The following is a 12,278-nucleotide window of genomic DNA, read 5'->3' as shown; positions in this document are numbered from 1 at the left end:
ACCGGGACCGGCCCGCACCGGGTACGGGTGCCGGGTGTGCTCGTTGCCGGGCGCGGTCCGGGGCGGGGCGAGCCCGGCCGGCCCGCCCGGCAGCTCGTCGTAGCGGGCGGCAGCTCGTCGTAGCGGGCGGCAGCTCGTCGTAGCGGGCGGCAGGCCCTCCCCGTCGGCCTCAACGTCCGACGGGGGCACCGGAGTCGGGCCCGCCGGCGGCCGCCCGCACGGCAGGCGGCGGCCCCGGCCGCGTACCGGGGGCCGTTTCGGCAGACCGGCGGACAAGTCGTGACGAGAACGTGCACATCCGGTCGGCATCGGGTGGCCTCCCGGCCGGTCCGTCGCGGCGCCGGCGGCCGCCGCACCCCGGTTGTGCGGTTGTCGGTGTCGTTTGACAGGCTTGCCCCGGATCGGCCCGGCCACTCCGGCCGACGCCGGGTTACGAGGAGGAGGACGACGGATGACCACCGGTGAGCCGGCGGGCCCGCCCGTGCTGCGCCACCACCGCGACAGCCTGCTGCCCGCCGTCGCCGCCGCGCTGTCGCTCAAGGGCGGCGAGGTGCACACGCTGGCGGGCGACAAGGACGCGCGCCGCCCGGTGCTGCACCACCTGGTCGCCGACTTCCTGGACACCCTGCCGACGGAGGCCCGCGAGCGGTTCACCGGCCGCTGCCCGGAGGCCGTCCTGCTCTCCCAGCACCTGGCCGCGGTCGACGGCAGGCGTTCCAAGCGCGCCGCCCGCAAGCCGATGACCCTGCACGAGGCCCGAAAGGCGCTCAAGGGCTCCCGGATGACGACCGTGCGCATCCGCGAGGAGGGCGATCCGACGCACGGCAGCCACGCCCCGCCGTGCCGCTCCTGCGCTCCGATGCTGGAGCACTTCACCGTGCGCAGCGTCGCCGTCGGGCCGCCCGCGCACTGACCGGCCGAGCGCCGGCACGTCCCCCGTCCCCCAGCCCTGGAGCCCGCCCTGAACCCGCCCATCCCGCCCGCACCGGCCACCCTCTCCCCCGCCGGCGCCCGGACCCGCCCGCGCTTCCCGGCCGACGTCGCCGCCGAGCTCAAGGCGGCCGGCTGGCACCCCGGCCGCTGGCAGATCTGGCAGGCCGAGGAGTGGGCCGACACCCTGGCCGGGTACGGCGCGCCCACCGGCGTACGGCACGCGGTGTTCCCGGCGGCGGTGGAGGCCTGGGCCGAGTTCGGCGGCCTCGCCTTCGACCTGTCCGGCCCGGGACGCCAGCTGGCCCGCACCCCGTTCCTGATCGACCCGCTGTGCGGTCTGCACCAGCCGCGCACCCTGCTCGACCTCGGCCGGGCGCTGGGCACCCGGCTGGCCCCGCTCGGCGAGGAGGCGTACGGGCAGGCGCTGCTGGCCGTCGACGAGGAGGGCCGGGTCTTCAGCCTGGACCACACCGGCGAGTGGTTCCTCGGCCAGGGCATCGACCAGGCGATCTCCGCCCTGGTCCTGGGCACCGCCCCGGAGCGGCTGCGCACCGCCGAGGAGTACTGAGGGCGGCTCAGGGGGTGTCCGACCACTCCCGCGTGCCGACCCGGTCGAATCGCCGGGCCCGCCTCAGCGCAGCCGCTCGGCCCGCACCGCCAGCCGGGACGGCAGCACCGCCTCGATCCGGAACCCGCCGTCCGCCTCCGGTCCGGAGGAGAACGTGCCGCCCAGCGCGATCACCCGCTCCCGCATCCCGACCAGCCCGTTGCCCCCGCTGGGCAGCTTCGCCGCACCCCTCTCGCCGCCCGGGCAGGCGTTCACCACGGCCACCCGCACCCCGTTCGGCGCGTAGGAGAGCAGGACGGACACCTGGGCGCCGCCGGCGTGCTTGTGCGCGTTGGTCAGGCCCTCCTGGACGACCCGGTAGGCGGTCTGCTCGGCCTCGCCGGTGAACTCCTGCCGGCTGCCGCTGACCGTCAGCGTCACCGCCATCCCGGCCGCCCGGGACTGGTCCACCAGCCGCGGCAGCCCGGCCAGCGAGTCGGGCTCCGGCTGCCGCTCGTCGTCCATCCGCAGCACCCCGAGGATCTCGCGCAGTTCGTTCAGCGCCTGCCGGCCCACCTCACCCATCAGCTTGGCGCTCTGCGCCGCCTTGTCCGGGTCCTTGCCCGCGATCCGCTCCAGCGCCCCGGCGTGCACCACCATCAGCGACACCCGGTGCGCCACCACGTCGTGCATCTCCCGGGCGATCCGGGTGCGCTCCTCCAGCCGGGCCCGGCGGGCACGCTCCTGCGCCTGCTCGGCCAGCAGGTCCAGCTCGGTCTCCAGGCCGTGCGCGCGGTCCTTGAGCGAATCGATCAGCCGCCGCCGCGCGCCGACGTACAGTCCGGTCACCACCGGGGCGACGGTCAGCCCGACCGACACCAGCAGCGACAGCAGGATCTGACCCCACAGCGGCGGCGGGTCCACCGGCGCGTCCCCGGGCGTCATCAGCGACACCGCCATCACGGCGGCCGCCTCGGCGAAGGCCAGTGCGGACAGCGCCACCACCCGGCGGCGCCGCAGGGGCCACTCCCAGGTCGACGCCAGCGTGTACAGCGCCACCACCAGCAGCACCACGCCCAGCATCCCGGGCATCACCAGCAGCGTCACCAGCACCGGGACGGCCGGCCAGCGCCGGCGCACCACCAGCGAGCCGCCGGCCAGTGTGCCGAGCACGGCTATCCCGACCGCTCCCGCGGTGCTGACGTGGATCCGGGCGGAGAGGAAGGCGATCGTGCTGACCGCGCACTCCACCGCGGCGAGCAACGCCAGCCCGATGTCCAGGAAAGCGCTGCGCGGCCGCTTCCACCACCAGAACGAACGGACCGGCATGCGCTCCCCAGGCGACTTGCTCATGCCCCACAGCGTAAGCGGCAACCCCCTCCCCTCCCCACCGGGATCGCCCGGAGCACCCCACGAAGCCGCCAAGTGGTCCAGACCATAGGCGGTTTTCGGCAGCCTTGTCCGCCATCCGGCCACCTCGCGGACAGCGCCCGCCCCGAGACCTATGCTGGTCGCGTCGGACAGCGCGGTCCGCACTCGTCACACCCGCCACACGCGTGTGGACCTGTGACGATGAGCCGTTGCCGAACCCCACCACCACAGGGAGCCAGCCGTGACCGCTCCGGTCCCCAACCCGGCGGACAGCCCCACGCCCGTCGTCGCCGACAATGCCGCGTTGCGTGCGGACATCCGCCGCCTCGGCGACCTGCTCGGCGAGACGCTGGTCCGCCAGGAGGGCCCCCAGCTGCTGGGCCTGGTCGAACAGGTCCGCCTGTTGAGCCGCACCGACGGCGAGGCCACCGCCGAACTCCTCTCCGACATCGACCTGGACACCGCCGCCAAGCTGGTCCGGGCGTTCTCCACCTACTTCCACCTCGCCAACGTCACCGAGCAGGTGCACCGCGGCCGCGAGTTCGCCACCCGCCGCGCCCGGGAGGGCTCGCTGCTCGCGCAGACCGCCGACCAGCTCGCCGAGGCCGACGCCAAGCACCTCCAGGACACCCTCGCCCACCTGGCGGTCCGCCCGGTCTTCACCGCGCACCCCACCGAGGCCGCCCGCCGCAGCGTCCTCAACAAGCTGCGCCGGATCGGCGAACTCCTCGACCGCATCCACCGCGACGAGGTCACCTCCGGCCTGGCCGCCGCCGACCAGGCCCGTACCAGCAGCGCCAAGCGCTCCGCCGACCGCCGTCTGGCCGAGGTCATCGACCTGCTCTGGCAGACCGACGAGCTGCGCATCGCCCGCCCCGAGCCCACCGACGAGGCCCGCAACGCCGTCTACTACCTGGACGAGCTCTACCGCGAGGCCGTCCCCGAGGTCCTGGAGGAGCTGCACGAGGAACTCGCCCGGGTCGGCCTGAGCCTGCCCGACGGCGTGCGGCCGCTCACCTTCGGCACCTGGATCGGCGGCGACCGCGACGGCAACCCCAACGTCACCCCGCAGGTCACCTGGGACGTCCTCAACCTCCAGCACGAGTACGGCATCAAGGACGCGCTCGCCGCGATCGACGACCTGCGCAACACGCTCTCCACCTCCGAGCGGCTGGCCGGCGCCTCGGTCGAGCTGCTCGCCTCGCTCAACACCGACCTGCACCTGCTCCCCGAACTCAGCCCGCGCTACAAGCGGATGAACGCCGAGGAGCCCTACCGCCTCAAGGCCACCTGCATCCGGCTCAAGCTGGAGAACACCCGCGAGCGGCTGGCCGGCGGCACCCCGCACATCGAGGGCCGCGACTACCTCGGCACCCGCGAGCTGATCGCCGACCTGCGGCTGATCCAGGACTCACTGCGCTCCCACCGCGGCGAGCTCATCGCCGACGGCCGCCTCGCCCGCGCCATCCGCACCGTCGAGGCCTTCGGCCTCCAGCTCGCCACCATGGACGTGCGCGAGCACGCCGAGGCCCACCACCACGCCCTCGGCCAGCTCTTCGACCGGCTCGGCGAGGAGGCCTGGCGCTACGCCGACATGCCCCGCGAGTACCGGCAGAAGCTGCTCGCCAAGGAACTCCGCTCGCGCCGCCCGCTCGCCCCCACCCCCGCCCCGCTGGACGAGGCCGGCACCAAGACCCTCGGCGTGTTCAACACCATCCGCCAGGGCTTCGAGCGCTTCGGCGACGAGATCGTCGAGAGCTACATCATCTCCATGTGCCAGGGCGCCGACGACGTCTTCGCCGCCACCGTGCTGGCCCGCGAGGCCGGCCTGATCGACCTGCACGCCGGCATCGCCAAGATCGGCATCGTGCCGCTGCTGGAGACCACCGACGAACTCCAGCAGGCCGACCGCATCCTCGACGAGATGCTCTCCGACCCGTCCTACCGTCTGCTCGTCTCGCTGCGCGGCGACGTCCAGGAGGTCATGCTCGGCTACTCCGACTCCTCCAAGTTCGGCGGCATCACCACCTCCCAGTGGGAGATCCACCGCGCCCAGCGCCGACTGCGCGACGTCGCCCACCGCTACGGCATCCGGCTGCGCCTGTTCCACGGCCGCGGCGGCACCGTCGGCCGCGGCGGCGGCCCCTCGCACGAGGCCATCCTGGCCCAGCCCTGGGGCACCCTGGAGGGCGAGATCAAGGTCACCGAGCAGGGCGAGGTCATCTCCGACAAGTACCTGCTCCCCTCGCTGGCCCGGGAGAACCTGGAGCTGACCCTCTCCGCCACGCTCTCCGCCTCCGCGCTGCACACCGCCCCGCGCCAGGCCCCCGAGTCGCTGGCCCGCTGGGACGCCGCGATGGACCAGGTCTCCGAGGCCGCCCACACCGCCTACCGCACCCTGGTCGAGCAGGAGGACCTGCCGAAGTACTTCTTCGCCTCCACCCCGGTCGACCAGCTCGCATCGCTGCACCTGGGCTCCCGCCCGTCCCGCCGCCCCGACTCCGGCGCCGGCCTGGACGGCCTGCGGGCCATCCCGTGGGTGTTCGGCTGGACCCAGTCCCGGCAGATCGTCCCCGGCTGGTACGGCGTCGGCTCCGGCCTCGCCGCCGCCCGCGCGGCGGGCCTGCGCGACGTGCTGGACGAGATGTACGGCGAGTGGCACTTCTTCCGCAACTTCCTGTCCAACGTCGCCATGACGCTGGCCAAGACCGACCTGCGGATCGCCCGCCACTACGTCGAGCAGCTGGTGCCCGGCGAGCTGCACCACGTCTTCGACCAGATCAAGGCCGAGCACGCCCTCACCCTGCGCGAGGTGCTCCGGCTCACCGGCGAGAGCGAACTGCTGGAGCACAACCCGGTGTTGAAGCAGACCTTCGCCGTCCGCGACGCCTACCTCGACCCGATCTCCTACCTCCAGGTCGCGCTGCTGCGCCGCCAGCGCGAGGAGCTCTCGGCCGGGCGCCAGGACGACCCGCTGCGCGCCCGCGCGCTGCTGCTGACGGTCAACGGCATCGCCGCCGGCCTGCGCAACACCGGCTGACGGCCGGACCCGAGAACGGCCGAGGGGCCGGTGTCCCGTCCTTGGGACACCGGCCCCTCGGCCGTGAGGTTCCTACTCCGCGCTCTCGCCCTCGTCCGCGCGCCTGCGCTTCAGCCACAGCGCCGCGCCGCCGGCCGCCACCACCAGGCCGCCGCCGACCGCCAGCAGCCCCGCGTCGGGGCCCATCGAGTCGCCGAGCACCGGGCCGAACTGTGCCGCCGCCGGCTCCGGGGAGACCTCCGGCTCCGACTCCGCGACCGGCTCGGCGTGCGCCACCGCACCGCTCGACAGCAGGACCCCGGCGGCCCCCAGCGCACCGGCCGCACAGACTCGCCGTCCGAGCCGCTTCAGCCCGGCCACCCGGCGGACCGGACGCAATCTCCGCATCGAGAACTCCCCAGGGCTCGTTCGCGTACCGGGCCGACGCTATCCGATCCCGCACAGGGTTCTCACACCGATTCAGGTTTGGACGGGCAAGCGTTGTACGACTGTTGCGTATCCCGCACACGGTCCTGACGAGCGGTCAGGAGTTGTACGTGCTCTGGGCCCGCTCCAGCCCCTCGGACAGCAGCGCCTCCACCGCGTCCGCCGAGCGGTCCACGAACCACTCCAGTTCCTTGCGCTCGGTCGCGGAGAAGTCCTTCAGCACGAAGTCCGCGACCTCCATCCGGCCCGGCGGGCGGCCGATCCCGCAGCGCACCCGGTGGTAGTCCGGGCCCAGCGACTTGGTGATCGACTTCAGCCCGTTGTGGCCGTTGTCCCCGCCGCCCAGCTTCAGCCGCAGCGCCGCGTAGTCGATGTCCAGCTCGTCGTGGACCGCGATCAGCGCCGAGGCCGGCACCTTGTAGAAGTCGCGCAGCGCCGTCACCGGCCCGCCGGAGAGGTTCATGAAGGACATCGGCTTGGCCAGCACCACCCGCCTGCCCGCCAACCGCCCCTCGGCCACCTGCGCCCGGCTCTTGTGCGCCTTGAACTTCGCGCCCATCCGCTGCGCCAGCAGGTCCACCACCATGAAGCCGATGTTGTGCCGGTTCCGGGCGTACTGCTCCCCGGGGTTGCCCAGCCCCACCACCAGCCAGGGGCCGTCGTAGTCCTCGCTCATGCCCCCGCGCACCTTTCCGTGATCCGCTCGCTCATGTGCTGCTCCTCGCCTTCGCGCTCGACGTCATCATCCCGGACACGCCGCTGCCCCGGGCGCTCCGACGGGAGCGACCGGGGCAGCGGTCTCAGCGACCAGCGCTAAGAGGCTCAGGCCTCGGTGCCCTCGGCCTCGGCCTCGGCGGCCTCCTCCTCGGCCGGGGCGGCCTGGGCGGCGATGACCTGGAGGACGACGGCGTCGGCCTCGACGGCCAGGGCGACACCGGCCGGCAGGACGATGTCCTTGGCGTGGACGGCGGCGCCGGCCTCCAGGCCCTCGACGGAGACGGTGACGGCCTCGGGCAGGTGGGTGGCCTCGGCCTCGATCGGCAGGGCCTGCAGGACGTGCTCCAGCAGGTTGCCGCCCGGGGCCAGCTCGCCCTCGGTGTGGACCGGAACCTCGACGGTGACCTTCTCGCCGCGCTTGACCAGCAGCAGGTCGACGTGCTCGATGTTGCGCTTGATGGCCTCGCGCTGGACGGCCTTCGGCAGCACGTACTCGTCCTTGCCGTCGATCGGCACGACCAGCAGGGCGTTCGGGGTCTTCAGGGCCATCATCAGGTCGTGGCCGGGCAGGTTCAGGTGAACCGGGGCGTGGCCGTGGCCGTAGACGACACCCGGGACGAAGCCGGCGCGGCGGGCGCGACGGGCGGCACCCTTGCCGAACTCGGTACGGGTCTCAGCGGCAAGACGGATCTCGGACACGACTGCACTCCTCGTGGAAACTGGCGCGGGGGTGCAGACAACGCGAAAAACCGCCGGGACCACACCCTCAGTACGTTCGGGGGTCACTCGGCGGCAACGGCCTGCCGGCGGACGGGAATCCGGCACCGGCAGCGCGTCGATCACGGAGCGGGCACCCGTCGAGCAGGCACACGGCATCCCTCGCCGAGCAGTTTCACGAGTCTAACCGCACCGGCGGCCTCCCGCGAAATCGGCGGCGGCCCCGGTCCGTCCGGACCGGGGCCGCCTGCACGGGCCTTCGTCAGTGCACGCCCTCGAAGAGGCTGGTGACCGAGCCCTCCTCGAACACCTCGCGGATCGCGGCGGCGATCGACGGGGCGATGGACAGCGTGGTGATCTTGTCCAGCTGGAGCGAGGCCGGGGTGGGCAGCGTGTTGGTGAACACGAACTCGCTGACCCGCGAGTTCTTCAGCCGGTCCGCGGCCGGGCCGGAGAGCACACCGTGGGTGGCCGCCACCACGACGTCCGCGGCGCCGTTGTCGAACAGCGCGTCGGCCGCGGCGCAGATGGTGCCGGCGGTGTCGATCATGTCGTCGACCAGCACGCAGACCCGGTCCTTGACGTCACCGACGACGTCGGCCGACAGGATGGTGTTGGCCTGGGTGATGTCGCGGCGCTTGTGGATGATCGCCAGCGGGGCGTCCAGCCGGTCGCACCACTGGTCGGCGACCTTCACGCGGCCGGCGTCCGGAGAGACGACGGTCAGCTTGGAGCGGTCGACCTTCTCACCGATGTAGTCGGCCAGCAGCGGCAGCGCGAACAGGTGGTCCACCGGGCCGTCGAAGAAGCCCTGGATCTGCGCGGTGTGCAGGTCCACGGCCATCAGGCGGTCGGCGCCGGCCTGGCGCAGCAGGTCGGCGACCAGGCGGGCCGAGATGGGCTCGCGGCCGAGGTGCTTCTTGTCCTGGCGGGCGTAGCCGTAGAACGGCAGGATCGCGGTGATGCTCTTGGCGGAGGCCCGCTTCAGAGCATCGATCATGATCAGCTGCTCCATGATCCACTGGTTGATGGGAGCCGTGTGGCTCTGCATCACGAAGCAGTCCGCACCGCGCGCCGACTCCAGGAAGCGGACGTAGATCTCGCCGTTGGCGAAGTCCAGGGCCTTGGTGGGGACCAGCTCGGTCCCGAGCGCCTCGGCCACCTCCCTCGCCAGTTCCGGGTGGGCACGGCCGGAGAAGAGTTTCAGCTTCTTCTCACCCGACGTCGTGATCCCGCTCACTGCACCGTCTCCTCGCGTTGCGGACGCTGAACCCTCGACCCGGTGCGGGCAGGCAGGGCCCGCTCGCGGCACGGGTTGGGGAATTGTCGGTACGCCTGGACACGGGCGGTAAGCCCAGTGGCGCACGTATGTCCCCAAGGTTACGCGCCCGCGCAGAAACCGTCCGCCCCGGGACCGCCCCTCGGGCCCCGGCCCGCCCGCTCAGGCCTGCTCGGCCCCGTCCGTCGCCGCCTTCGCGGCCTGCGCGGACACCGTGCCGGGGCGCTTGCGCTCGACCCAGCCCTCGATGTTGCGCTGCGTGGCCCGGTTCACACCGAGCGCCCCGGCCGGGACGTCGTTGGTGATCACCGAGCCGGCGCCGGTGTAGGCGCCGTCACCGACGGTGACCGGGGCGATGAACATGTTGTCCGAGCCGGTGCGGCAGTGCGCGCCGATGACCGTGCGGTGCTTGTTCACGCCGTCGTAGTTCACGGTGACCGAGGCCGCGCCGACGTTGGTGCCCTCGCCGATCGTGGCGTCGCCGATGTAGGACAGGTGCGGCACCTTGGCGCCCTCGCCCAGCTCGGAGTTCTTCACCTCGACGTAGGTGCCGACCTTCGCCTTGCGGGCCAGCCTGGCACCCGGCCGCAGGTAGGCGTACGGGCCGACGGTGGCCAGCTCGCCCACCTCGGCACCGTCGGCCGTGGTGTTGCTCACCCGGGCGCCGACGCCGACCGTGGTGTCCTTCAGGGTCGAGTTCGGGCCCACCTCGCAGCCCTCGCCCAGGTGCGTGGCGCCCTGGAGCTGGGTGTTCGGCAGCACCACGGCGTCCGGCTCGTAGCTGACCTGCACGTCGAACCAGGTGGTCGCCGGGTCCACCACGGTGACGCCCTCGCGCATCGCCCGCTCCAGCAGGCGGTCGTTCAGCAGCCGGCGGGCCTGCGCCAGCTGGACCCGGTCGTTGATGCCCAGGATGTCCCGGTGGTCCTCGGCCACCACGGCGCCGACCCGGTGGCCCGCCTTGCGCAGGATCTCCAGGGTGTCGGTCAGGTACTCCTCGCCCTGCGAGTTGTCCGTGGTGAGCTCGCCCAGCGCCTCGGTGAGCAGCTTGGCGTCGAAGGCGAAGACGCCGGAGTTGATCTCGGCGATCGCGCGCTGGGTGGCGCTGGCGTCCCGCTCCTCGACGATCGCGGCGACGGTGCCGTCCTCGTCCCGCAGGATGCGGCCGTAGCCGAAGGGCTCCGGGACGACGGCGGTCAGCACGGTGACGCCGTTCTGCTGGGCCGTGTGGGCGTCGGCCAGTCGGCGCAGGGTCTCCCCGGTCAGCAGCGGCGAGTCGCCGGCGGTGACGATCACCGTGCCGTCCAGCACCAGGCCGTCGGCGGTGAGCGACTCCAGCGCCGTGCGCACCGCGTGGCCGGTGCCGTTCTGCTCCTCCTGCACCGCGGTGCGCGTGGCCGGGTAGTGCTCCGCCAGGTGCGCCACGACCTGCTCGCGCTGGTGGCCGACCACCACGACCAGCTCACCCGGCGCCAGCTCCCGGGCCGCCGAGACCGCGTGACCCACCAGCGAGCGTCCGCACACCTCGTGCAGGACCTTGGGCAGCTTGTTCGACTTCATCCGGGTCCCGCCACCAGCGGCGAGCACGACAACGGCGGCAAGCGAATTGGCACCCATGCGGGGAGGCTCCTCGGTAGGTTCACAGAGAGGGCAGAGCAGGCCCGGCCCGGACCCAGGCCGGTCGCCATTCGCACAGTCCGCCGAGCAGCACCGACAATACCGGCGCGGGGGAAAACGCCCGAACCCGAGGCGTGCAGAGGCTCCGCCGCTAGGATTCGAACCCAGACAAAGGCCTCCAAAGGGCCCTGTGCTGCCATTACACCACGGCGGACAGTCGTGTCAGACCCTACCCGAGAGGGCCCTGCCGTGGGTATCGACTTGCACCGATCCGCGGCCCGGATTCCACCGTCGACGGCCGAAGCCGTCTGGCCCTCGGTTCATCCATCCAGTCGGGTGAATTCACTCAAGCGCCGCGCGGCGGAGTGTTCCCCTGGCCGCGGAGCGCAACCTACGATGCCGTAGGTTACGCCACCGTAGCTCCGCTCCTCTCCCGTTTCCGGGACGCCGCAAAGGGACGCCCATGACCATCAAGGCAGGCGAGGCGCGCGCGGGGAACGCCGCGTCCCGCACTCCGTCTCCCGACTCCGACTCCGGCCCCGACGACCCCACCGAGACCGTCGAGAACGCCCAGCCAGTCGAGACCCCCGGCCCCGCCGACACGTCGGCCACCCGGCTGTCCGCCACCCGCGGCGGGGAGAAGCAGGGCCTGGCCGAGCGGATCGCGCTCTCCCTGTTCATCCTCGTGCCGTTCACCGCCCTGGTGGCCGCCGTCCCGGTGGCCTGGGGGTGGGGGCTGGGCTGGACGGACCTCGCGATCACCGTCGCCATGTACTTCCTCACCTGCCACGGCATCACCGTCGGCTACCACCGCTACTTCACCCACGGCGCGTTCAAGGCCCACCGGACGATGCGCCTGGCCCTGGCGATCGCCGGGAGCCTCGCGGTCGAGGGCCCGCTGGTGCGCTGGGTGGCCGACCACCGCAAGCACCACCGGTTCAGCGACAAGGACGGCGACCCGCACTCGCCGTGGCGCTACGGGGAGAGCGTCCCGGCGCTGATGAAGGGCCTGTGGTGGGCCCACATGGGCTGGATGTTCGACGAGGAACAGACCCCGCAGCACAAGTACGCACCGGACCTCGTGCGCGACCCGGCGATAAGGCGGATCTCCCGGCTGTTCTGGCTCTGGACCACCCTCTCGCTGCTGCTGCCCGCGCTGATCGGCGGTCTGGTGAGCCTGTCCTGGGAGGGCGCGCTGTCCGCCTTCTTCTGGGGCTCGCTGGTCCGGGTGGCGCTGCTGCACCACGTCACCTGGTCGATCAACTCGATCTGCCACGCCGTCGGCCGGCGCCCGTTCCGCTCCCGGGACCGCTCCGGCAACGTCTGGTGGCTCGCCGTGCTCTCCTGCGGGGAGTCCTGGCACAACCTGCACCACGCCGACCCGACCGCGGCCCGGCACGGGGTGCTGCGCGGGCAGATCGACTCCTCGGCCCGACTGATCCGCTGGTTCGAGCTGGCCGGCTGGGTCCGGGACGTCCGCTGGCCGGACGCACAACGGATCGCCGCCCGCCGCGCCGCATGAGGCGGCACTTCCAGCATGATGTAGGGGTGAACGGGAGCAGCGCAGACAGCACAGGCGGTCACCACAGCACGCGGACGGACGCCGCGCCCGCCACGGCGTCGGCCCGTCC

Annotated in this window: 11 protein-coding genes and 1 tRNA gene; 4 read left to right on the top strand and 8 right to left on the bottom strand. The window is 72.7% G+C overall.

The window, feature by feature from the left end; all coding sequences use genetic code 11:
• A partial coding sequence (locus tag KS423_RS24300) for a hypothetical protein (RefSeq protein WP_224281805.1) occupies positions 1 to 189 on the bottom strand: 189 nt, incomplete at its 3' end.
• Positions 190 to 451: 262 nt separating this feature from the next.
• On the opposite strand from KS423_RS24300, the gene KS423_RS24295 reads away from it, so the two are divergent.
• Positions 452 to 913, top strand: a complete 462-nt coding sequence (locus KS423_RS24295; protein WP_224281804.1) for a YwqJ-related putative deaminase — start codon at positions 452 to 454, stop codon at positions 911 to 913.
• Positions 914 to 949: 36 nt separating this feature from the next.
• On the top strand, positions 950 to 1,501 hold the full coding sequence (locus KS423_RS24290; protein ID WP_374120017.1) for an SUKH-3 domain-containing protein: 552 nt from the start codon (positions 950 to 952) through the stop codon (positions 1,499 to 1,501).
• Between the two features lie 63 nt (positions 1,502 to 1,564).
• On the opposite strand, the gene KS423_RS24285 is transcribed toward KS423_RS24290, so the two are convergent.
• Positions 1,565 to 2,833, bottom strand: coding sequence for a sensor histidine kinase (locus KS423_RS24285; protein WP_224281803.1), 1,269 nt, complete (start codon positions 2,831 to 2,833; stop codon positions 1,565 to 1,567).
• 259 nt (positions 2,834 to 3,092) lie between these two features.
• Here KS423_RS24285 and ppc point away from each other — a divergent pair, with 259 nt between their 5' ends.
• Positions 3,093 to 5,891 (top strand): phosphoenolpyruvate carboxylase, encoded by a 2,799-nt coding sequence (gene ppc, locus KS423_RS24280; RefSeq protein WP_224281801.1) that lies wholly within the window; start codon positions 3,093 to 3,095, stop codon positions 5,889 to 5,891.
• A 72-nt stretch (positions 5,892 to 5,963) separates the two neighbouring features.
• Here the strand turns inward: ppc and KS423_RS24275 are convergent, their stop codons facing one another.
• The 6 genes from KS423_RS24275 to KS423_RS24250 form a co-directional block, all read right to left on the bottom strand.
• Positions 5,964 to 6,278 carry a hypothetical protein gene (locus KS423_RS24275; protein WP_224281800.1) on the bottom strand — a complete coding sequence of 105 codons (315 nt, stop codon included), beginning with the start codon at positions 6,276 to 6,278 and terminating at the stop codon, positions 5,964 to 5,966.
• 136 nt (positions 6,279 to 6,414) lie between these two features.
• On the bottom strand, positions 6,415 to 6,993 hold the full coding sequence (gene pth / locus KS423_RS24270; protein ID WP_224281799.1) for an aminoacyl-tRNA hydrolase: 579 nt from the start codon (positions 6,991 to 6,993) through the stop codon (positions 6,415 to 6,417).
• A 146-nt stretch (positions 6,994 to 7,139) separates the two neighbouring features.
• The gene (locus KS423_RS24265) at positions 7,140 to 7,733 is read right to left on the bottom strand and encodes a 50S ribosomal protein L25/general stress protein Ctc (RefSeq protein ID WP_224281798.1); all 594 of its coding nucleotides are present in this window, start codon (positions 7,731 to 7,733) and stop codon (positions 7,140 to 7,142) included.
• Positions 7,734 to 8,013: 280 nt separating this feature from the next.
• The gene (locus KS423_RS24260; protein ID WP_224281797.1) at positions 8,014 to 8,991 is read right to left on the bottom strand and encodes a ribose-phosphate diphosphokinase; all 978 of its coding nucleotides are present in this window, start codon (positions 8,989 to 8,991) and stop codon (positions 8,014 to 8,016) included.
• A gap of 201 nt (positions 8,992 to 9,192) precedes the next feature.
• Positions 9,193 to 10,647, bottom strand: a complete 1,455-nt coding sequence (gene glmU, locus KS423_RS24255) for a bifunctional UDP-N-acetylglucosamine diphosphorylase/glucosamine-1-phosphate N-acetyltransferase GlmU (protein ID WP_224281796.1) — start codon at positions 10,645 to 10,647, stop codon at positions 9,193 to 9,195.
• A 143-nt stretch (positions 10,648 to 10,790) separates the two neighbouring features.
• A tRNA-Gln gene (locus KS423_RS24250) sits at positions 10,791 to 10,861 on the bottom strand.
• Between the two features lie 249 nt (positions 10,862 to 11,110).
• Here KS423_RS24250 and KS423_RS24245 point away from each other — a divergent pair.
• Positions 11,111 to 12,169, top strand: a complete 1,059-nt coding sequence (locus KS423_RS24245; protein ID WP_224281795.1) for a fatty acid desaturase — start codon at positions 11,111 to 11,113, stop codon at positions 12,167 to 12,169.
• The last annotated feature ends 109 nt before the right edge of the window (positions 12,170 to 12,278 follow it).

This window comes from Streptomyces sp. LS1784 (assembly GCF_020103755.1).
Lineage (GTDB): Bacteria > Actinomycetota > Actinomycetes > Streptomycetales > Streptomycetaceae > Kitasatospora.
Note: the sequence above shows the minus strand (reverse complement) of the source record. Positions and strands in the feature narration are given on the sequence as shown.

Bases quoted from the DNA above. Each gene is read 5' to 3' on its own strand.
- glmU (WP_224281796.1), bottom strand. From the start codon at position 10,647: ATGGGTGCCAATTCGCTTGCCGCCGTTGTCGTGCTCGCCGCTGGTGGC.
- KS423_RS24245 (WP_224281795.1), top strand. From the start codon at position 11,111: ATGACCATCAAGGCAGGCGAGGCGCGCGCGGGGAACGCCGCGTCCCGC.
- KS423_RS24275 (WP_224281800.1), bottom strand. From the start codon at position 6,278: ATGCGGAGATTGCGTCCGGTCCGCCGGGTGGCCGGGCTGAAGCGGCTC.
- KS423_RS24295 (WP_224281804.1), top strand. From the start codon at position 452: ATGACCACCGGTGAGCCGGCGGGCCCGCCCGTGCTGCGCCACCACCGC.
- pth (WP_224281799.1), bottom strand. From the start codon at position 6,993: ATGAGCGAGGACTACGACGGCCCCTGGCTGGTGGTGGGGCTGGGCAAC.
- KS423_RS24285 (WP_224281803.1), bottom strand. From the start codon at position 2,833: ATGAGCAAGTCGCCTGGGGAGCGCATGCCGGTCCGTTCGTTCTGGTGG.